The organism is Rhodanobacter sp. Root480 (assembly GCF_001426645.1).
Lineage (GTDB): Bacteria > Pseudomonadota > Gammaproteobacteria > Xanthomonadales > Rhodanobacteraceae > Rhodanobacter > Rhodanobacter ginsenosidimutans.
Genome location: NZ_LMEX01000001.1, coordinates 144,217 through 163,545, shown reverse-complemented (window position 1 = coordinate 163,545; position 19,329 = coordinate 144,217). Strand labels below are relative to the sequence as shown.

The following is a 19,329-nucleotide window of genomic DNA, read 5'->3' as shown; positions in this document are numbered from 1 at the left end:
CGCGATGACAACGAACGACGCGCACGCACGTCCATCGGTGGACGCATGGACGCTGGTGGGCCTGGCGCTGTTGCTGTTGCCCCTGCTCACGATGGCGCATGAGCTGCTCGGCCACGCCGTTACCTGCGTCGCCACCGGGCACCAGCCCAGCGAACTGGGCGCCTACTACATCGAATGCCCCGGCACGCAGGGATGGGATCACCGCCTCGTGGCGATGGCCGGTACCTGCGTGGATGTGGTGCTGGCAGCGCTGGCGTATCTGGCATGGCGCCGCTTGCGCGGGCCATTGCCGCGCCTGGTGGCGTGGATCGTGTTCACGGTGAAAGGCATGGTGGCTGCCGGCTACTGGATGTTCTCCGGCGTCACCAACCTGGGTGACTGGGGACCGGACGTGGGTGGCGGGTTGGCGCCGTTGCCATGGCCGTGGCTGTGGCGGGTGGGGTTGTTCGTCGTTGGTCTTGTTGTCTACATCCAGATCGTACGCGTCGCCATTCGCATGCTCGGGGTGATGCTCGGCGGTGGTGAACAGGCCGCTCGCACGAAACGCCGGATCGCGATGACGGTGTACGTGGTCGGCGGCGTGAGCGCGTTGCTGGTCGGCCTGTTCAATCCGCATGGCATGGTGATCACGCTGACGTCAGCGGTGGCGGCATCATTCGGCGGCACGGCAGGCCTGTTCAACGTCGCCTACTCCCACCGCCCCGACCTGCCCGCACAGGATTTCCACATTGGCCGCCACCCGGTGCTGGTGGTGCTTGGCGTCCTGGTGACAGCGGCGTTTGCCGTTGCGCTTGGGCCGACCATTTATTTGCATTGAGCGGCATGTGCGAAGCGATGGGCAGAAGGAAGCCAGGCCCGAAGGCGCTCGGTGTCACCGAGTTCCATCAGACGCCTTCAACGCACCTGCCGAGCGGTTGGACCAGACAAATCCGACAACCAGGACCAACGCGATGCCGACCTGGGCGGCAATGCCTTCCATGGTGGGATAGATGCCCAGCAGCTCCACCCGCGGCCCGCCATTGATCCAGGTGATCGGCAGGTAGCCGGCCTCCTGCAGCGCGGAGACCGCCTTGCCCATCAGCACGACGGCCAGCACCGCCATCAGCACGGAGCTGTAGCGGAAGAACTGGCTGATCGGCAGGCGACGGCTGTAACGCATCATCAACCAGCCGATCACCATCAGCACCAGCGACCCGGCCACGCCTCCGGCGATCACGCTGGTCTTGCTGCCCTGATTCCAGATGGCGACATAGAACAGGATGGTCTCGAAGACTTCGCGATACACGACGACAAAGATCAGGCCCAGCAGAAAAACCCCGGAGGTCTTGCTCAACGCGTGGCCAAGTTTGTCGCGCACATAACGCTGCCAGTTCTCGGCGTGGCTCTTTCCATGCATCCAGATGCCGACCCAGATCAGCACGATCGCCGCCAGCAGCGAGCCAAAACCTTCGGTGAGCTCACGGCTTGCGCCGCTGATGGAAACCACCCAGGTGGCCAGTCCCCACGTCACGGCGCCGGCGCCCAGCGCGGACAGCCAGCCGCCATGCACCCATGGAAGCATTTCCCTGCGGCCCGCCTTGCGCAGCAGGGCAATGATCGCCACGACGATGAGCAGCGCCTCCAGCCCTTCGCGCAGCAGGATGGTGAAGGCGGCAGCAAAGCTGGCCACGGCGGATGTTTCGCCCTGCGCGAGCACCTGCCCCGCTTCAGCGTACAGATCGTCCAGACGATCGACCTGGGTCTGCAGGGTATCGGCATCGACGTTGGCGCCGATGCCCGCACGCACGCCTGCCATCGCTTCCTCGATCTTCGCCATCAACGGTGCATCGCGGGCGGCGAGCAGCGGCTCGACGGGTTCGAACCCATCCAGATACGCGGACAACGCCAGGTCCTTGGCCTGCTTCAGCTGGCCGCCGCGGTAAGCCGCCATGGCCTGCCGGAGCAATTCATGCGACACCGCCAGGGCGGATTCCGCATCCCGCGTTTGCGTCGCCTCCGGATGCCGGCGCACGTAGGCCACGATCGCCGCCGCCTTCTGCGCGGACTGCAGCTCCGTGGCCAGCGTGGCGGGTGTCGTGTCCACGTAGCTCTTGAAATCGAGCCTTGCCCGCAACGCGTCATTTTTCTCCAGCAACTCGCGCCCTGCTTCGGCCTCGGATTCCGGGTAGGCCAAGGCGCCCACATAGGTCGCCAATGCCCAGCGATCCTCGGCCGGCAAGCTGGCAAAGCTGGGCATCGACGTGCCTTGAAGGCCCTGGTCGATCACCTGGTAGAGCGCGAAGATGCTGCGCTCGTCGGCGCGGGCGCGGTCGGTGAAGTCGATCGGCGGCGGGTCCAGACCCGCGGCCGCCGGACCATTGCCGGCACCCGTGGCGCCGTGGCAACTCGCGCATTGCTGTGCGTACAACGTCTGGCCGCGTGCGTACTGCGGCGCGCTGGTCGGCATCAACGGGATGGGGTAAGCCTTGATCAGCAAGGCCGCCACGGCGCGGGCCCGGGTGGCGATCTGCTCCGGCGCGCTCTTGGCCCGGATGGCCTGCTGCAGTGCCGTGGCGCCCTGATTCAACGAGTCCGAGTCAGGCGTGGGCGGCAAGGCCTTGATCGCCGCAGCCGCCGTCGCCGAAAACTCCTGCATCTCCTGGTACTCGACCTGATTGACGACCGCGCCGTCGCGCACCGCCTCGCGGTAGTCCACGGCGATGTAGTCCAGCAGTCGCCAGGTGGTGGGAACCGAGTCCACCGCCGCATGAAGACGTGGGCAGAACAGAAGCGTGGCCAGCAGCAGCGCTGCGAACAGATGTCGTGGAGTCATGGCAGGCAAATGAGAACGAATCTCAATAGTCTACCGCACGCCATCCTGCGTGCAGCACCCGGCACGGTCGGTGTTGATCCGACGCCCGGTTTTTACGGCAGCACGTAGCGAGTATCGCTCTCGTCCACTCGGAAACGAGCTCAGGGAAAACAGAGGCCGGTTGAATGGTTGAAATGGCGGACAGCGACCTTCGAGGCCAAACTTGCGAGTGGCCTCGCCACCTTCAATCGGATTCACCGGGTCAGGCTGGAAGCGAACCTGTCGCCGTTACCGGCCGCCCTGCCTTACGGGGCGCGAGTCTTTCACGCCGTGCCTTCAACAAGGATGGCCCGAAACGTGGCGCCGCCCTGCCGCACGGGGATCGCAGCCTGATACTCCGGACTGTCGTACCAACGCCTTGCCTCGTCCCAGCTCTCGAACTCCAACACCACCACGCCATCCGCCTCCGGACCTTCCAGGACTTCCTGCCTCCCGTAGGCGACGTGGAAATTGACGTTTCGTCCAGCGAAAGTCGGTGGCACCAAAGCCGAGTAACGGGCGAGAGCGTCACCATCGACACTGCGCTCGCGGATAAACACGATGTACGCGGAAGCCATGCTGAGTTCCTTTTGTTGACGCGCCGGATGCGCGATCTGAGGCGCACATTGTGTTGATCCCGACTTTCCCGAAAAACCGTCAAATATCAGAAACACCTACTGACTTTTCATGAAAACAATGGGCTCCATGGCATCCCGATTTCGAGGAACCCAAGGGAACGTGGCCAATTGAACGGAGGCAAAAAAAGCGGCTCAGGTTCCATTTCCGTGTCGGCAAATGAACCCGAGCCCTTGCTTCCTGCTTCAAGCTGGCAATGAGCCTGGCCCGTTACTTCGCCAACGCCGCCTGCTCGATCAGCGCGGCCACTTCGGCCGGATGGGACACCATCACCACATGCGAAGCGCCCTTGATGACCACGGTCTTGCGCGAGTGGGCACGCGTGGCCATGAAGGCTTGCGCCGCGGGTGGAATGTTGAGATCCGCGCTGCCGTAGACGAACCAGGACGGGATGGTTTTCCACGCGGCTGACGTGCTCGCCTCGTGCAGCGCGGCATCGGTGACGGGGCGCTGCCCGGCGGCCATCAACGCGGCCTGCGCGGCAGGGACGTCCGCGGCGAATTGGGCGTGGAACTTGTCCTGGTCGATATACAGATCCTTGCCGCCGTCAGCCAGTTCCACCGGCGGCGCCAGCGCGGGGCCCAGCGAACCACCCGGGAAACGCCCGGACAGTTCGGCCGCGTTCTCGCCCACGTCCGGTGCAAACGCCGCCACGTAGACCAGCGCCTTGACGTTGTCCTGCCCCGTCGCCGCCTCGCTGATCACCGAGCCGCCGTAGGAATGGCCGACCAGCACCACCGGGCCATGAATGGATTTGACGACGCTGGTGACGGATGCGGCATCGCTCTTCACGCTGCGCAATTCATTGGCCGCAGCGATCACGGTGTAGCCCTTGTCGTGCAACTGCCCGATCACGCCGTTCCAACTGGATGAATCCGCAAAGGCACCGTGCACGAGTACCACGGTCGGCCTGGGCGCCGGCGACTTCTGCGCCGACGCCACCAGCGGCATGGACAGCGCGAAGGCACCCAGTGCCAACCATCCGGCAAGCGTGGTGGCAAGACGTTTGTTCGAGGTTTTCATGATCTTCCTTTCGATGGAAATGGGAGGAGCGCCAGGCACGCCTGGCGCTGGAGTTGTGCCATCAGTCGGCGATGCGCAGCGTCACGTCGATGTTTCCCTGCGTCGCGTTGGAATACGGGCAGACCACGTGGGCCTGGTCGACCAGCGACTGCAAGGTGTCGCGATCGATGCCGGGGGCGGCGATGGTCAGTTCGGCCTCGATGCCGAAGCCGGTCGGGATCTGGCCGATGCCAACCTTGCCGGTGACGCTGGTGTCCGCCGGCAGCGCGACCTTCTGTTTGCCGGCGACGAACTTCAGCGCGCCGAGGAAGCAGGCGGAGTAGCCGGCGGCAAACAATTGCTCCGGATTGGTGCCGGGGCCGCCGGCGCCGCCCAGCTCGCGCGGAGTGGACAGCTGCACGTCCAGCACGTTGTCGGACGAGGTGGCGTGGCCTTCACGACCACCGGTGGCGGTGGCGGCAGCGGTGTAGAGGATCTTCTGGATGGACATGGCGGTAGTTCCTGTTGAGTGGGGAGATCCGGGCGGTGTTGCTCGGTGGAGGTATCTTGCCCACCCACCCGGCACTACCGGTGATATAAAATCCTGAAAACTTGATCGAGAGTACGAACATGGCTGACCGACTGGCGGCGCTGATGGCGCATTTCCCGGTGAACGCGCAGGTGTTCAATACCGGTGCGCTGTGCGGCATCAACACGGTGGAAGGCGATGGCACGCACGGGCAGTTGCACCTGGTGCGCAGCGGCGCCGTCGAGGTGCGCTACGGCAAAGGGACCCTGCACGTCGAGCGGCCGAGCCTGCTGCTGTTTCCGCGGCCGCTGACGCACCACTTCGTCACCGACCCGGAACGCGGCGCGGACATGGTCTGCGCGAACCTGTCGTTCGAAGGCGGCGCCGACAACCCGATCGCCTCGGCGCTGCCGGACGTTGTCTGCCTGCCGCTGGAAGACATCGCCGGCGCCGCACCGGTGCTGGCGCTGCTGTTCGAGGAAGCCTTCGAGCAGCGGTGCGGGCGCGTCGCGCTGATCGAGCGTCTGTTCGAAGTGGTAATGATCCAGGTCCTGCGCCAGCTGATGGAAAGCGGCGCCGTGCACGGCGGCCTGCTGTCCGGCCTGTCGCACCCGCGCCTGCGCAACGCGCTGGTCGCCATGCACGAAACGCCGGCGCAGGAGTGGACGCTGGACGAACTGGCCCACGCCGCCGGCATGTCGCGCAGCGTGTTCGCCACCACGTTCCGCGAGACCGTCGGCACGACGCCGGGGCGCTACCTGCAAGGCTGGCGCGTGCGGCTGGCGCAAAAGGCCCTGCGCCGCGGACGTCCCTTGAAGGTGATCGCCTCCGACGTGGGCTACGGCAGCGAGGCCGCCCTCTCCCGTGCGTTCAAGGCGCACTCCGGGCAATCACCGCGGGAATGGAAGGCGCTTGGGGAGAGCGAGGCGGCGAAGGCGTAGGTACGCAAGCGGCGAACCTGCTCGGACAAACTGGAAATAACCCGACTCCGTTTTGGCCCGCCCCGAACCGGGCTGCCGGTTTTCCCTTGCTTCTGAAACGAAAAAGCCGACCGTGGAAAGTCCACGGTCGGCGTGCCGAAGCGGTTCGCTCATTCCTCGAGAAAGGTCAGCAGGTCCTGGTTGAAGCGGTCCTTGTGCGTTTCGGTCAGGCCATGCGGCGCACCGGGATAGACGATCAGCCTGGCCTCCTTGATCTGCGCGGCGGCAGCTTTTCCGGAGATATCGAACGGCACGATCTGGTCGTCGTCGCCGTGGACCACCAGTGTCGGTACGTCGAACTTTTTCAGGTCCTCGCGGAAATCGGTGGCCGAGAACGCCGCGATGGAGTCATAGGTGTTCTTGTGGCCGGCCTGCATGCCCTGCGCCCACCAGCTGTCGATCAAGCCCTGCGAGGCCTTGGCACCCGGACGGTTGAAGCCGTAGAACGGGCCGGACGCGATATCCAGATACAACTGCGACCGGTTGGCCAGCGAGCCGTTGCGCAGCGCATCGAAGGGCTCAACCGGCAGGCCTGCCGGATTGCTTTCGGTCCGCAGCATCATCGGCGTCACGGCGCTGACCAGTACGGCCTTGCGGATGCGATCGGTACCGTAGCGGCCGATGTAGCGGGCCACCTCACCGCCGCCGGTGGAGAAGCCGACCGCGGTGATGTCCTTGAGGTCGAGGGTTTCGATCACGGCCGCGAGATCATCAGCGTAATGGTCCATGTCGTTGCCGTCCCATGGCTGGCTGGAACGGCCATGGCCGCGGCGGTCGTGGGCGATCACCCTGTAGCCCTTGTCGGCCAGGAACAGCATCTGCGATTCCCAGCTGTCCGAGCTCAACGGCCATCCGTGACTGAGCGTGACCACCGGGCCGCCCTTGGGGCCCCAATCCTTGTAGTACAGGCGCACGCCATCAGCGGTGACGATGTAGTTGCCGTCCACGGTGGCACCGGTGGCGCCCGGTTCGGGCGGGGTGGACCGCCGCACGTCGAGCTCGTTGTCAGACGAGGTGGCACGATCGTCGCGCCCACCCGTGGCGGTGGCGGTGGCGGTGGCGGCATTGGGGACTTTCTGGATGGACATGGCGGTAGTTCCTGTTGAGCGGAGAATGCCGGGCGGTGTTGCTCGGTGGAGATATCTTGCGCGTCCCATCAGGACTTTCGGTGACATGAAGTCCTGTAAATTTGATCAGGAGTACGGCGTCGCCAACCGACTTGCGACGCTGGTGGCGCATATCCCGGTGACCGGAAAACATCGCCGGCGCCGCGCCGGAGTTGGCGCTGCTATTCGAGGAAACCTTCGAGCAGCCCTGCGGGTGCATCGCACTGGTCGAGCGCCTGCAAGTCCAGCAAGGCCCGTGCAAATCGATAGGCGGGAGCGGCGCGCCGTTCCCGCCGAAGCGACATCGTTGGAGGCGCCGAGCCATCCAGGCAGAACTGGTCCCACCACTTCACGAATGAACGAGGTAACGCGAAGCGGGCCTGCTGTTCGCGAAATTCGGGCGCATCGCCGCGCGGGCGCTTTCGAAGGCGTGCCACTGTCCGTCATCCGGCAATGAGGGGAGAGTCACCGCTTCCTTCCGGTCGAAGCCGGCCAGGGCCGCGTCCACCAGATCGCCGACTTCCATCAGGCCATCGAGTCGGCTCACGTCCTGGCCCGAGTGGCGCCAGATGTCGGTGCGGGTGGCGCCCGGCAGTACCGCCTGCACGTAGATCCCGGACGGCCCGAACTCATGGGCGAGGGCTTGGGAAAAGGTCAGCAGGTAGGCCTTGGTCGCGCCATAGATGCCGGGCACGAGTTCGGTGGCCAGGCCGACTACCGAACCGATGTTCACGATCGCACCCGCGCCGCGCGCTGCCATGCCGGCCACGGCGGCGTGGGCCAGCAGCGTGGGGGCGGTCATGTTCAGCCCGATCAACCCCTCCAGTTCCGCATCGGCGGCGCCGATGAAACCGGCGGCGGTGTTCGTGCCGGCGTTGTTGATCAGGATATCGATGGGCGTGCCCGTACGGATGCGGTCCGCCACGCCACGAACCTGTGCGGGATCGGAGAGATCCGCGGTGATGGTTTCGGCCTCGATGCCGTATCGGGTGCGCAAGTCGTGCGCGAGTGCATCGAGCTTGCCGGTGCTGCGCGCGACAAGGACGAGATGGTGGCCGCGGGCGGCAAGGCGGTCAGCGTAGACGGCGCCGATGCCGCCAGAGGCGCCGGTAATGAGAGCAGTCGACATCAGGGTTCTCCTTGGGGATGGGGTGCGATCAGGAATTAATTGGATGATGATTGACATCCATTTAGATTATGCATATCATCCACTCAACGCGTCAAGCCAGGAGCACGAACCCATGCGAAACAGCCAGGCCGTGAAGGAAGAAAACCGCCGCCGCATCCTGCAGGCCGCCGCGCCGCTTTTCCGCGAGCGCGGTGTACAGGGCGTGTCGGTGGCCGATGTCATGCAAGAGGCCGGCATGACGCATGGCGGTTTCTATCGGCACTTCGCCGACAAGGACCAGCTCGTTGCCGAAGCCTTGGCCAGCAGCGCGGAACAGCGCGCACACCAGCGTCATGAAACCGGGCTGGGCCAGCTTGCCGCCTACGCCGAGGCCTATCTCTCGCCGGAGCACCGCGAACGGCGGGCCGAGGGCTGCATGTTCGCGGCGCTGGGTTCGGAGATCGTGCGGGGCTCGGACGGCGCGCGGCACGCCATGACCGAGGCGATGCGCAAGCTGGTCGACGCGCTTTCCGAAACCGCGGCCGGGCGCAGTGCACAAGAGCGTCGCCGGGCCGCGCTGGCCAGCTGGTCGGCCATGGTCGGCGCGCTGACCCTGTCGCGGCTCAGCGACGATCCCGAGCTTGCCGACGAGATCCTCGACGCCACGCTCCAGTCGATCCTCACCCGCCAGGTCCGCAAGGCGCCGCCGACCGGTTCGGCGGCTGCCCATGCCTCGTCACCGGCATCACCCAACTCGCCGCGCTGACGCTCACGCGCCCTGCCACGGCTCTCCTTTCAAGAGGCCACAACAATGAATACCTCCGCATTGTTCCGTCCCTTCAGCCACGGTTCGCTCCAATTGCCGAACCGGATCGTCATGGCGCCGATGACACGCCGCTCCAGCCCGGGCGGGATCCCGAACGAGGCCGTGGCGGATTACTACCGCCGCCGCGCCGAGGGCGGCGTCGGACTGATCATCAGCGAAGGCGCCACGATCGGCAGCCCCGCGGCGTCGAACAACACCAGCATTCCCAACTTCCATGCCGCGGAGAGCCTCGCCGGCTGGGCCCGCGTACTCGCCGCAGTCCATGCCGCCGGTGCGCGAATGGCGCCGCAACTCTGGCATCAGGGCCTGTCCCGTGCAGAAGAAACCGGGCCCTGCCCCAACGCGCCATCCGAAGGCCCCTCCCCGATCGACGGGCGCGGCCATGCGATGAGCGACACCGACATCGCCAGCGTGATCGATGCCTATGCGAGTGCCGCCGAAGCCGCGCAATGGCTGGGTTTCGACGCGGTGGAGCTGCACGCGGCCCACGGCTATCTCATCGACCAGTTCCTGTGGGGACAGACCAATCAGCGGTCCGACCGCTACGGCGGCGACGCCGTCGAACGCACCCGCTTTGCGGTGGAGATCATCCAGGCCGTGCGGCGCGCCGTGGGCCCGCGTTTCCCGGTGATCTTCCGGTTCTCGCAATGGAAGACGCAGGACTACACCGCGCGCTTGGCCGAAACACCCGGGGAACTCGAGCGTATCCTCACCCCGCTGGCCGATGCCGGCGTCGACATCTTCCACGCCTCGACCCGCCGCTTCTGGCAACCGGAGTTCGAAGGCTCCCGCCTCACCCTCGCCGGATGGAGCCGCAAGCTGACCGGGTGCCCGACGATCGGCGTCGGATCGGTCGGGCTCGCCGGGCCGGATTTCATGGAAGCCCTGACCGGGCATTCCTCCGCTGCCGGCGTGGGCAGCATCGACGAGCTTCTCGAGCGCATGGCGGCCGATGAATTCGACCTCGTCGCGGTGGGGCGCGCGTTGATCAGCAACCCCGACTGGCCGTCCAAAGTGCACGAGGCGCGCTTCGCCGAACTGAAGTCTTTCGATAAAGCGCAGCTCGCCACCCTGGCCTGAGGCGTCGAACGCCCCGCCGCGATTCGCCCCGCTTTCCCGATCCGTCCCGCACCTCAAGACCCGTCACGCGAGCGCACGACGGCAGCCCATCCAACCCATCCCCGACAGTCCGCACGGTGCGGAGCGACTGCCGGACCACCACGGAGTCGCTTGCATGAAAACCTACCTGATCAACCATCTTCGTATTCCGGGCGACGTGCCCAATCTTTCGGCCCTCGATTACCTGGACCAGGTCGAGGCCACGGTGGCGCCCTACGGCGGCAAGTGGCTGGCGATGGGCCCGGCCACGGTCACCGAAGGCAGCTGGCCGGGCGCGGTCGTGTTGATGGAGTTCCCCAGCCGGGAACAGGCCGACAACTGGTACGCGTCGGACGCCTACCGAAAGATCCTGCCGCTGCGCACCAACAACGCGATTTCCGACATCGTGTTGATCGATGCCTTGCCCGAGGGCTTCACCGTCAAGGGCTGGGCGGCGGATGTGCGGCGCCAGGTCACCGCGGGCTGAGCTGGAAACTGGGACGGAGACGGTTACGTAGAAGAGGTAGCGGCCGGTGCGCTACTCCGGCCTTCCACTAGTTCTTTTGAAAAGTGCGGGCCAGGATGGCCCGCTGCTCTACCCGACGCCCCTGTGCGGCGGTGAGTGGGGGCGACAAGGCCGCGCAGCGGACGAGTTCATGGATGGACCCGTCTTTTCGTGCGGACAGACGACGGCATGGATGCCGGAGTTGAGGCAACGCGGGAGCGGTTGGCCGATGGGTGGCAAGCGCAAGCGAGAGACCTTTCTCTTTGGCCACGCAAGATAAGTAACTCGGCTGCCGCAGGCAGACGAAAGCCATTGCTCCAAGGGTGCACGAAATCAAAGCGTCGCGACTGAAGTCGCTCCTGCAAATGCGCGACGCGTCGGGTTCCTCGATGCTGCCGAACTGCGTTTCGCACGAGGCTAAGCCTTCCCCAGCAACCCCACCAACCGCGCCTCGCACGCCGACAGATCGTGCCCCCGCCGCTGTGACACCACGAACGTCAGCGACCGGATATGCCATGCACGCCGCTCAAGTTCGACGAGCTGCCCACCGGCCAGATCCTCGTCCACGAGATGCCTCGGCAAGTGCCCCCAGCCCAGCCCGGCTTTCAGCAAGTCCCGTTTCGCGCCGAGATCGTTGACCAGCCACTGACGCTTGCCGGCCACGCCCTCCTGGGTCTGGTCCGCTCCGGGCTGGTTGTCGGTGACGATGATCTGGGTGTAGCGGCCGAACTCGTCCACGGGGATGGACTTCGGGGTTGAGGCGAGGGGGAAGGATGGCGCGCATACGGTCACCATCTCCTCCTCGCGCAGCCAGTGGCGTTCGATGGCTTGCGGGTTCACTTCCGGCACGTCGTTGATGGTGATGGCCAGGGCGCACACTCTTTCCAGCACCAGCTTTTCGCCGCCCTGCATGGTGGTGATGCGCAGGTTGATCGCGGCGGTGGGGAACTCCTGCTGCAGCGTGCGCAGGCAGTCGATCAGGTGGGCGCGCGGGAAGTAGGCGTCGACCGCCACCGACACCTGCGGCACGCCGGCCTTCGCGATGGAGCCGGCACGGTTCTTCATTTCCTCCGTGCGCGAGATCACCGCGCGTGCATCGGGCAGGAGGCTGCGCCCCGCGGCGGTGAGCTGCGCCTTGCGCGTGTTGCGCTCGAACAACTCGACGTCGAATGCGCTTTCCAGCGCCTTGATCGCGTGGCTGATGGCCGACTGCGCCCGCGCGAGCTTGCGCGCCGCGCCCGAGAAACTGCCCTGGTCGCACACCGCCACGAACGCACGCAACTGGTTGATGGTGACGTTGTCGAGCATGAGTTATCCAAAAACTAGATGGTATTGAACGATGTTTCGTCAATTGTGTTGATGCGTCAAGCAACCCAGATTGGTTGGGCAACCGGCCCGCAGGGGCCGGAACCACTTCAAACACCTAGTGAAAAGGATCATCGCCATGACGTACGCCATCATCGGTTTCGGCTCCATCGGCCAGGCCCTCGCCCGCGCGTTCGCGCGCAACAATATCGAAGTCACGGTCGCCAGCCGGCGGCCGCCCGAAGAGCTGTTGCCGCAGGCGCAGGCGATCGGGCCCAAGGTCATTCCCGGGACATTGCAGGAAGCCGCCAAGGCGGACGTCATCATTCTCGCGGTGCTGTTCGAGGGGCATCGGGACATCGGCAAGCTGCTTCCGGATTGGAAGGGCAAGACGATCATCGATGCGATGAACTCGAACGACCCCGTCGAAATGCTCGACAACCTTCCCTCCTCCGCCTTCGCCGCCAAGTCGTTCCCCGGCGCCAAATTCGTGAAGGGCTTCAATCACCTGCTGTCGCGCACGCTGGCCACCGACCCGAAGGTCGAGGGCGGCCACCGCGTCGTGTTCCTGTCGAGCGACGACGAAGCGGCCGCGGCGCAGGTCGCGGATGTGGCCAAGCAACTCGGCTTCGCTCCCGTCTACCTCGGCAAGTTCAACGAGGGCGGCAACCTGGTGCAGGCACGCGGACGCGTCTGGGGTCCGCTGATTTTCCAGGACCTGTTCAAGAAGGAGCAATGAGAGGCTGTGAATTCTTCAACCTCAAAATGGGGAAGACATTCGGGCGAACTTGCCAGTCGCGGTATCCGGATAAAACGATCAGTCCCGGGCCTACTGTCACGCCGATCTGGACCAGGCTCACAGGCGCAGCAGGTGAACAGTTGCAGGCCATGGGAAGATGCCGGAGCCAAGTGACAGACGCCAACTTTCAGCAAGAACGGGACCACGTTCACTTGCTGCTTGCGGGGAAGCGAACCTGGCTCCGTCAGGCTTTCGCCGCCGCCGATTCGGCCGCCAACTGTTCGGGGCGCGGGATGTCGTCGCTGAGCGCGCGCATGTAATTCTCGTTGACTCTCAGCCGTTCGACCAGGAAGTCGACGAAGGCGCGTACTTTCGGCGATTGCACCTGTCCGCGCGGAAAGAGCGCATGGAGGTCGACGTCCGGACCGCGCCAGTCGGCCAGTACCCGCTGCACCAGGCCCTGCTCGACGTGGGCCCGCACCATCACGTCGCTGGTCAGCATGATGCCATCGCCGCCCAGCAACACCGCGCGCAGCGCGCTTGGGTCGTTCGAGACCATCACCGGGTTGACCGGGAAGTCGCGCGGCTTGCCGTTGCCATCGCCCAGCGTCCAGGTGAAGGCGTTGGCGTGGCGGTGGTTGGTCTGCGCCAATGCGCGATGGTGGATCAAGTCGTCAGGATGCAGCGGCTCGCCGAAACGCTCGATGTAGCGCGGCGCCGCGTAGACTGCGGGGTGGAACACGCTAAGCCTGCGCGCCGCCAGGTTTGAATCCGCCAGCGTGCCCACGCGCATCGCCACGTCGATCTCGTCGGCGACGATGTCGAGATTGTCGTTGCTCAGCAGCAGTTCCACGTGCACTTCCGGATGGCGTGCGTGGAATTCGCTTAGCAAAGGCGCGACCCAGAAGTTGCCCACCGTGTGCGTTGCGGTAACGCGCAACCAGCCTCGCGGTCCGCTCTGCAACTCGCTTACCGCACTTTCCGCCTCGTCGAGGTCGCGCGCAATGCGTTGGCAATGCGCGAAATAAATGCTGCCCGCCTCGGTCAGTCCGAGCTTGCGGGTGGTGCGATGCAGTAGCTGGGCGCCCAGTCGCGCTTCCAGCTCCTGCACTTTGCGGCTGACCGCGGTCTTGGGCAGGTGCAGCGCCCGGGCGGCGGCGGTGAAGCTGCCCAGCTCGACCACCTTGACGAACACCAAGGTGTCATTGAGATCGCGGCTCATGGTGCCTCCCGGCGATTGTCCCGTTGGCGGGACAATCTTAGTCCCAATTGGCGACTAATCAAACGCCGGCGGCCCGATTAGATTGGGAACCAGGCATCACGAAGCTGCCCCATGTACCGCGATGTCCGTCAACTTTTCCACCGCACCGCGACATGGTTCCGCAGCGACCTGGAGCCCCCGATTAAGTCGAATCACGGGACATTCCGAACACGGGACTGAATGTGCCGGCGATGCGCCCCCAACACATACACACCAAGGACCCAAGACATGACCAAGCTAACTGGAAAAACCGCTGTGATCACCGGCGGCGCTACGGGTATCGGCCTCGCGGCGGCAAAGCGCTTCATCGAGGAAGGCGCGTTCGTCTTCATCTTCGGCCGCCGCCAGGACGCGCTCGACACAGCTGTCGCCGATCTCGGCCCCAATGCCCGTGGGGTGAAGGGATCGGTCTCCGATCTGGCCGACCTCGACCGGCTTTATGCGGCGGTGAAGGCCGAGCGCGGAACCCTCGACATCGTCTTCGCCAACGCCGGCGCGGGCAGCCAGCTTGCACTCGGCAAGATCACCGCCGAGCACATTGACGAAACCTTCGACACCAATGTGAAGGGCACGATCTTCACGGTGCAGAAAGCGCTGCCGCTGATGGGTCAGGGCGGTTCGATCATCCTGACCGGATCAAGCGCCGGCACCACCGGCGCCCCGGGCATGACCGCCTACAGCGCGAGCAAGGCGGCCGTGCGCAACCTCGCCAAGACCTGGGCGGAAGACCTGAAAGGCACCGGCATCCGGGTCAACGTGCTGTCGCCCGGGGCGACGGCGACCGAGCTGGCGAAGGAAGCGCTGGGCGTGGAAGGCCAGAAGGTCTTCGCCGCGATGACGCCGCTGCAGCGCATGGCCGATCCCTCGGAGATCGGTGCGGTCGCCGCCTTCCTCGCGTCGTCGGACAGCAGCTTCATGACCGCCAGCGAGGTTGCGGTCGACGGCGGCCTGGCGCAACTCTGACTTGCTGCGCGCGGCCGGGCACCCGCCGCGCGTTTTCTTCAGGGGTCATGCCGATCGGAAGGAAATTCGCTTTCGCCTCCCCCACATAGCGGGCGACAAAACAGCGGGATTGCCGTCGTGTGCGGCGCGAGTCGCCCGCAGGGCGGGCGCCACTCCGTTCATACCCTGCGGGATGCCGGCATTTCCAATCGAAGGAGAATATGCAAGGCGGGACAGTCGGAAACCGTAACCTCAGCGCATATTCGCGACCGATATTCGTAGGAGCCCGCTCGCAGGCAATGCTTTTGGCGTGGCATCCAGAAAACCGGAAAAGCATCGCCCGCGAGCGGGCTCCTACAACCATGTGGCGACGTCGATGGCGACCACGGCGACCTGCCTGGGTCAACACCGCCAGGCGGCAGCCCATTGCCCTCCTCAAGGGGCGTCGCGTGTTCGATATTGCTGTGCCAGCCAGTCGATGAAGACGCGCAGGCGCGGCGAAAGCTGACGTGTATGGGAATAGAGCGCATGCACCGGCAGGCGCGGCGGCGGGTAATCCGCCAGCAATTCGACAAGCGTACCGTTGGCAAGCTGGGAAACCACACCGTAGCGCGGCACCTGGATGATGCCGAGACCGGCACAGGCCGACCCAATGTTCGTGTCCGGTCCGGTGACCGTAACCACGGTGGGCAGCATCAATTCCTGAACTTTGCCCGCGACGGTAAAGGCGAGCGGCCTGATGGACGGTGAGTCAGGGGCCAGCAGACCCATCATCGTATGGCCGTTGGCGAGATCAGAGAGCGTGCGCGGCGTGCCGAAGCGAGCGAGATAGCCCGGGCTGGCGAAGGTGCCGCGCTTCAACTCGGCCAGCTTGCGGTAATAGAGCGAAGAATCTGTCAGCGTGCCGGCCCGCACGATGCAGTCGAAGCCTTCTCGCACCATGTCGAGCGACTGGTGAAGTTCGCTTATGTGCAAGCTGATGTCGGGATAGCGCGCAAGAAAGTCCGGCAGCCCGGGCAGCAGGAAATAACGTGCCTGCGCACCATGCACATCGACGCGCAGCAGACCCGAAGGCTTGGCACCGCTGAACCCGGCCTCCGTATCCTCAAGATCGGCGATCAGGCGAACGCACCGCTGGTAATAGGCTTCGCCGTCCACCGTGGGCCGTACAACGCGCGTCGTTCTTTCGAGCAGGCGCACTCCCAACCGCTGCTCCAGTTGCTTGACGGCATCGGTGGCAGTCGAACGCGGCAAGCCCAGGTCGTCGGCCGCCAAGGTGAAGCTGCGCCGCTCGGCAACACGAGTGAAGATGCGCATGGCATCGAAGCGATCCATGTCACTTGTTCGCTATTTTCGAATAGTGATGCCAGATCATAGTTGATTATCCGAAGCATCGAAAAGAACAGACTCTCCTTTGTCAGCAACGCATCCCAAAGGAGAACTCGAATGACAACGACCACCCACAAGGTCGCCATCGTCACCGGCGCCTCGCGTGGCATCGGTGCAGCGATTGCCCAACGCCTCGCCAAAGACGGCTTCACGGTCGTGGTGAACTACGCCAGCAATGCCGGCGAGGCCGAGCAGCTGGCAGGCAAGATCGAGGCTGCCGGCGGCAAGGCGCTCACCGCGCAAGCCGATGTCAGCGATGCGGCCGCGGTGGCGCGTCTGTTCGACAGCACGGAAGCCGCTTTCGGCGGTATCGACGTTCTGATCAACAACGCCGGCATCATGCGGCTGGCGACGATTGCCGATGGCGATGACGCCCTCATCGACAGCCTGATTGCCACCAATCTCAAGGGCAGCATCTACACCCTGCGCGAAGCCGCACGGCGTCTGCGCGATGGCGGCCGGATCGTCAATTTCTCGACCAGCGTCGTCGGGCTCAAGCTGGAGACTTATGGCGTCTATGTCGCCACGAAGGCGGCCGTCGAAGGATTGACCGGCATCCTCGCCAAGGAACTGCGCGGCCGCCATATCACCGTCAATGCCATTGCGCCCGGACCGACCGCGACAGCGCTCTTCCTCGACGGCAAGTCGCCGGAATTGATCGAGCGCACGTCGAAGATGAATCCGCTTGAACGGCTCGGCACGCCCGAGGACATTGCGGCGGCCGTCGCCTTTCTGGTCGGGCCCGATGGCGCATGGATCAACGGCCAGGTGCTGCGCGCCAATGGCGGCATTGTCTGATCCTTCAGCCCCTCAATCACGCGCCCAGGATCGCGATCAATTGAAGGGAATACTGTCATGTCCAGGAATATCCGTTGCAACCACGCGCGACCCGGAAAGCTCAGGATCCGCTGCTGCAGCCGCGATCGGACCGGTACAGCTCCCGAAGAAAACAGGCGGAAGCCTTCAAGGCGGGCAGCGTCTTTTAGCCGTCCGTTTCGAATCGCACCAGGATGTCGCCAAGGCGTTACCCGCATTGGAGGGAACAGATCCTCATCGATCTGACCCATGCCTGCGTGCCCCTGAGGTACCGGTAGTACGGCCTTCCTGCAGGAATGGAGTAGTTTGCACACCAGTGTTCGTGCGCATCGTCGTGTGCACGGCGAAGCAAACGTTCAGGAGAACGAGGCAATGGCCGAATCGGCGCCCACACCCCCACCGCTCGTCCGCCCCTTCACCGTCTCGATCCCGGATGCCGAGATCGAGGACCTGAAGCGGCGGCTGGCCAGAACGCGCTGGCCCGCTCAGGAAACCGTCGTCGACTGGTCGCAAGGTGTCCGCCTGGACCATGCGAAATCACTCATCGACTACTGGGCGCGCAAGTACGACTGGCGCCGATTCGAGTCCGAGCTCAATCGTTTCCCGCAATTTCTGACCACGATCGACGGACTGGATATCCACTTCATCCATGTCAGATCAAAGCATCCGAATGCGATGCCGCTCATCCTGACGCATGGATGGCCCGGTTCGATCGTCGAGTTCCTGAAAGTGATTGGCCCGCTGACTGATCCGGTGGCGTTCGGCGGAAACGCCGACGATGCATTTGATGTCGTGATCCCGTCGCTGCCCGGATTCGGGTTTTCCCAGAAGCCCGCCGAAACGGGCTGGTCTGTCTCGCGTATCGCCGCCGCGTGGGTGGAGCTCATGAAGCGCCTTGGCTATACGAAGTGGGCCGCCCAGGGCGGTGATTGGGGTGCCGTCGTCACCTCCGTGCTCGGGGTCATGCAGCCCGAGGGACTGCTCGGCATTCACTTGAACAGCCAATACGCGTTTCCCGCGCAGATACCCGACACGCTGTCGCCCGAAGAGCAATACGCCGTGGATTCCCTCGCCCTGTACAACGGCGACATGGGTGGCGCCAATCACCTTCAGGCCACGAAGCCGGCGACCATCGGCTTCGCCCTGGCGGACTCGCCGGCGGGCCTGGCGGCCTGGATCTACGACAAGTTCCAGGCCAAAACCGACAACCACGGACTCGCCGAGGACGCCCTCGGCACCGATGAGATCCTGGATGCGATATCGCTGTACTGGTTCACCAACACCGCCGCATCGTCCGCGCGCATCTACTGGGAAAACAAGGCGGGCAGCATGGCCGGGCCCAAACTGACGCTGCCGGTCGCGGTGACCGTGTTTCCCCGCGACATCCCGCGCCTGCCCCGAAGCTGGATCGAAGACACCTACACCAACCTGATCCACTACGGCGAGGCCGACAAGGGCGGACACTACGCTGCCTTCGAACAGCCCGGGATACTGGTCAGCGAAATTCGCACCGGCCTGCGGAGCCTGCGCCCCTGAAAACGCAGGTCGGCGAACCTATAACCCCGCATAAGCCACCCAACCCTTGAACGTGAAAGCCGCATAGAACAGCTCCGGTCGCTCGAAGCCCGCCTGCTCCAGCAGGTCGACCTCGGCTTCGGGAGAAAGCGCCGGGAGACGGCTGGTCATCGCTTCGACCGCGGCGATCGGGTCTGCCACCGGCATGCCGTTTGAGGTCATGAAGGCTACGTGCCGCTGCAACCAGCGCCTCTTTTCATCGGGCGCATCGGGAACGCTGTGGTGCGCCATGACCAACGGCGCGCCGGGTTTCAATCGGCACCGCAGCTGGCGCAGCGTGTGCAGGCGCTGCTCGATGGACAGGAAGTGCATGGTGAGCAGGCAAGCCGCGCCATCGAATTCGATGGCCGGAGCCGCATCAATGTATCCCTCCAGCAACTCCACTCCCGGCGCCAGCGGCCCCAGCGTCTGGACGGCCAATTCCAGCATCGGCGCGGACGGATCCACACCTAGCAGACGCCACTGCGGACAGGTCTCGGCAAAGGCCTTGAGTTCCATGCCTCCGCCGGCGCCGAGTACCAGCACACGCCCGTCGGGCGGCACGCGCTCGTGCAGGAGCAGGCCGGCCATCTGGTGGAGCGCATGCAGCCCGGGCACCTGCCGCAGTGGCCCATCCGTGTACCGCGCCACCGCTTGTGGATCATTGAAAGAAGACATGTTGCCCTCGCTGCTTGACACTCAA

At 64.8% G+C, this 19,329-nt stretch carries 19 protein-coding genes; 9 read left to right on the top strand and 10 right to left on the bottom strand.

Features of this window, described 5'->3' with window-relative positions; all coding sequences use genetic code 11:
• Positions 1-4 precede the first annotated feature (4 nt).
• Positions 5-817, top strand: coding sequence for a hypothetical protein (locus ASD22_RS00815; protein ID WP_056077644.1), 813 nt, complete (start codon positions 5-7; stop codon positions 815-817).
• A 54-nt stretch (positions 818-871) separates the two neighbouring features.
• Here the strand turns inward: ASD22_RS00815 and ASD22_RS00810 are convergent, their stop codons facing one another.
• From ASD22_RS00810 to ASD22_RS00795, 4 genes are all read right to left on the bottom strand, one after another.
• Positions 872-2,812 (bottom strand): FTR1 family protein, encoded by a 1,941-nt coding sequence (locus ASD22_RS00810; protein ID WP_056077641.1) that lies wholly within the window; start codon positions 2,810-2,812, stop codon positions 872-874.
• Positions 2,813-3,114: 302 nt separating this feature from the next.
• The gene (locus tag ASD22_RS00805) at positions 3,115-3,408 is read right to left on the bottom strand and encodes a DUF1330 domain-containing protein (RefSeq protein WP_056077638.1); all 294 of its coding nucleotides are present in this window, start codon (positions 3,406-3,408) and stop codon (positions 3,115-3,117) included.
• A gap of 268 nt (positions 3,409-3,676) precedes the next feature.
• Positions 3,677-4,489, bottom strand: a complete 813-nt coding sequence (locus ASD22_RS00800) for an alpha/beta hydrolase (RefSeq protein ID WP_082520077.1) — start codon at positions 4,487-4,489, stop codon at positions 3,677-3,679.
• A 61-nt stretch (positions 4,490-4,550) separates the two neighbouring features.
• Positions 4,551-4,979: an organic hydroperoxide resistance protein gene (locus ASD22_RS00795; protein WP_056077636.1), complete on the bottom strand. Its 429-nt coding sequence runs from the start codon at positions 4,977-4,979 to the stop codon at positions 4,551-4,553.
• 119 nt (positions 4,980-5,098) lie between these two features.
• Here ASD22_RS00795 and ASD22_RS00790 point away from each other — a divergent pair, with 119 nt between their 5' ends.
• The gene (locus tag ASD22_RS00790) at positions 5,099-5,938 is read left to right on the top strand and encodes an AraC family transcriptional regulator (RefSeq protein ID WP_056077633.1); all 840 of its coding nucleotides are present in this window, start codon (positions 5,099-5,101) and stop codon (positions 5,936-5,938) included.
• A 149-nt stretch (positions 5,939-6,087) separates the two neighbouring features.
• Here the strand turns inward: ASD22_RS00790 and ASD22_RS00785 are convergent, their stop codons facing one another.
• The gene (locus tag ASD22_RS00785; RefSeq protein WP_082520076.1) at positions 6,088-7,065 is read right to left on the bottom strand and encodes an alpha/beta hydrolase; all 978 of its coding nucleotides are present in this window, start codon (positions 7,063-7,065) and stop codon (positions 6,088-6,090) included.
• A 367-nt stretch (positions 7,066-7,432) separates the two neighbouring features.
• Entirely contained in the window at positions 7,433-8,269 is an 837-nt protein-coding gene (locus ASD22_RS00780) for an SDR family oxidoreductase (RefSeq protein WP_235577462.1), read from the bottom strand.
• 55 nt (positions 8,270-8,324) lie between these two features.
• On the opposite strand from ASD22_RS00780, the gene ASD22_RS00775 reads away from it, so the two are divergent.
• From ASD22_RS00775 to ASD22_RS00765, 3 genes are all read left to right on the top strand, one after another.
• Positions 8,325-8,957: a TetR/AcrR family transcriptional regulator gene (locus ASD22_RS00775; protein ID WP_082520075.1), complete on the top strand. Its 633-nt coding sequence runs from the start codon at positions 8,325-8,327 to the stop codon at positions 8,955-8,957.
• 45 nt (positions 8,958-9,002) lie between these two features.
• Entirely contained in the window at positions 9,003-10,097 is a 1,095-nt protein-coding gene (locus ASD22_RS00770; RefSeq protein ID WP_056077627.1) for an NADH:flavin oxidoreductase, read from the top strand.
• A 154-nt stretch (positions 10,098-10,251) separates the two neighbouring features.
• Positions 10,252-10,602, top strand: a complete 351-nt coding sequence (locus tag ASD22_RS00765) for a DUF1330 domain-containing protein (protein ID WP_056077624.1) — start codon at positions 10,252-10,254, stop codon at positions 10,600-10,602.
• A gap of 435 nt (positions 10,603-11,037) precedes the next feature.
• Here ASD22_RS00765 and ASD22_RS00760 read toward each other — a convergent pair whose 3' ends face one another.
• Positions 11,038-11,928, bottom strand: a complete 891-nt coding sequence (locus tag ASD22_RS00760; protein WP_056077621.1) for a LysR family transcriptional regulator — start codon at positions 11,926-11,928, stop codon at positions 11,038-11,040.
• 70 nt (positions 11,929-11,998) lie between these two features.
• Between ASD22_RS00760 and ASD22_RS00755 the strand changes: the two genes are divergently transcribed.
• Positions 11,999-12,664 carry an NAD(P)-binding domain-containing protein gene (locus ASD22_RS00755; protein WP_255357393.1) on the top strand — a complete coding sequence of 222 codons (666 nt, stop codon included), beginning with the start codon at positions 11,999-12,001 and terminating at the stop codon, positions 12,662-12,664.
• A 244-nt stretch (positions 12,665-12,908) separates the two neighbouring features.
• Here the strand turns inward: ASD22_RS00755 and ASD22_RS00750 are convergent, their stop codons facing one another.
• The gene (locus tag ASD22_RS00750; RefSeq protein ID WP_056077614.1) at positions 12,909-13,886 is read right to left on the bottom strand and encodes a LysR family transcriptional regulator; all 978 of its coding nucleotides are present in this window, start codon (positions 13,884-13,886) and stop codon (positions 12,909-12,911) included.
• Positions 13,887-14,153: 267 nt separating this feature from the next.
• On the opposite strand from ASD22_RS00750, the gene ASD22_RS00745 reads away from it, so the two are divergent.
• On the top strand, positions 14,154-14,888 hold the full coding sequence (locus ASD22_RS00745; protein ID WP_056077611.1) for an SDR family oxidoreductase: 735 nt from the start codon (positions 14,154-14,156) through the stop codon (positions 14,886-14,888).
• 414 nt (positions 14,889-15,302) lie between these two features.
• Here the strand turns inward: ASD22_RS00745 and ASD22_RS00740 are convergent, their stop codons facing one another.
• Positions 15,303-16,202, bottom strand: coding sequence for a LysR family transcriptional regulator (locus tag ASD22_RS00740; RefSeq protein ID WP_056077609.1), 900 nt, complete (start codon positions 16,200-16,202; stop codon positions 15,303-15,305).
• A gap of 111 nt (positions 16,203-16,313) precedes the next feature.
• Here ASD22_RS00740 and ASD22_RS00735 point away from each other — a divergent pair, with 111 nt between their 5' ends.
• Both ASD22_RS00735 and ASD22_RS00730 read left to right on the top strand, forming a co-directional pair.
• Positions 16,314-17,054, top strand: a complete 741-nt coding sequence (locus tag ASD22_RS00735; protein ID WP_056077607.1) for an SDR family oxidoreductase — start codon at positions 16,314-16,316, stop codon at positions 17,052-17,054.
• 390 nt (positions 17,055-17,444) lie between these two features.
• On the top strand, positions 17,445-18,608 hold the full coding sequence (locus tag ASD22_RS00730) for an epoxide hydrolase family protein (RefSeq protein WP_056080724.1): 1,164 nt from the start codon (positions 17,445-17,447) through the stop codon (positions 18,606-18,608).
• Positions 18,609-18,626: 18 nt separating this feature from the next.
• On the opposite strand, the gene ASD22_RS00725 is transcribed toward ASD22_RS00730, so the two are convergent.
• Entirely contained in the window at positions 18,627-19,304 is a 678-nt protein-coding gene (locus ASD22_RS00725; protein WP_056077605.1) for a class I SAM-dependent methyltransferase, read from the bottom strand.
• Between the last annotated feature and the right edge of the window lie 25 nt (positions 19,305-19,329).

Bases quoted from the DNA above. Each gene is read 5' to 3' on its own strand.
- ASD22_RS00750 (WP_056077614.1), bottom strand. From the start codon at position 13,886: ATGAGCCGCGATCTCAATGACACCTTGGTGTTCGTCAAGGTGGTCGAG.
- ASD22_RS00800 (WP_082520077.1), bottom strand. From the start codon at position 4,489: ATGAAAACCTCGAACAAACGTCTTGCCACCACGCTTGCCGGATGGTTG.
- ASD22_RS00775 (WP_082520075.1), top strand. From the start codon at position 8,325: ATGCGAAACAGCCAGGCCGTGAAGGAAGAAAACCGCCGCCGCATCCTG.
- ASD22_RS00730 (WP_056080724.1), top strand. From the start codon at position 17,445: ATGGCCGAATCGGCGCCCACACCCCCACCGCTCGTCCGCCCCTTCACC.
- ASD22_RS00735 (WP_056077607.1), top strand. From the start codon at position 16,314: ATGACAACGACCACCCACAAGGTCGCCATCGTCACCGGCGCCTCGCGT.
- ASD22_RS00770 (WP_056077627.1), top strand. From the start codon at position 9,003: ATGAATACCTCCGCATTGTTCCGTCCCTTCAGCCACGGTTCGCTCCAA.
- ASD22_RS00810 (WP_056077641.1), bottom strand. From the start codon at position 2,812: ATGACTCCACGACATCTGTTCGCAGCGCTGCTGCTGGCCACGCTTCTG.
- ASD22_RS00795 (WP_056077636.1), bottom strand. From the start codon at position 4,979: ATGTCCATCCAGAAGATCCTCTACACCGCTGCCGCCACCGCCACCGGT.
- ASD22_RS00785 (WP_082520076.1), bottom strand. From the start codon at position 7,065: ATGTCCATCCAGAAAGTCCCCAATGCCGCCACCGCCACCGCCACCGCC.
- ASD22_RS00725 (WP_056077605.1), bottom strand. From the start codon at position 19,304: ATGTCTTCTTTCAATGATCCACAAGCGGTGGCGCGGTACACGGATGGG.
- ASD22_RS00745 (WP_056077611.1), top strand. From the start codon at position 14,154: ATGACCAAGCTAACTGGAAAAACCGCTGTGATCACCGGCGGCGCTACG.
- ASD22_RS00765 (WP_056077624.1), top strand. From the start codon at position 10,252: ATGAAAACCTACCTGATCAACCATCTTCGTATTCCGGGCGACGTGCCC.
- ASD22_RS00760 (WP_056077621.1), bottom strand. From the start codon at position 11,928: ATGCTCGACAACGTCACCATCAACCAGTTGCGTGCGTTCGTGGCGGTG.
- ASD22_RS00815 (WP_056077644.1), top strand. From the start codon at position 5: ATGACAACGAACGACGCGCACGCACGTCCATCGGTGGACGCATGGACG.
- ASD22_RS00805 (WP_056077638.1), bottom strand. From the start codon at position 3,408: ATGGCTTCCGCGTACATCGTGTTTATCCGCGAGCGCAGTGTCGATGGT.
- ASD22_RS00780 (WP_235577462.1), bottom strand. From the start codon at position 8,269: ATGTCAATCATCATCCAATTAATTCCTGATCGCACCCCATCCCCAAGG.
- ASD22_RS00740 (WP_056077609.1), bottom strand. From the start codon at position 16,202: ATGGATCGCTTCGATGCCATGCGCATCTTCACTCGTGTTGCCGAGCGG.
- ASD22_RS00790 (WP_056077633.1), top strand. From the start codon at position 5,099: ATGGCTGACCGACTGGCGGCGCTGATGGCGCATTTCCCGGTGAACGCG.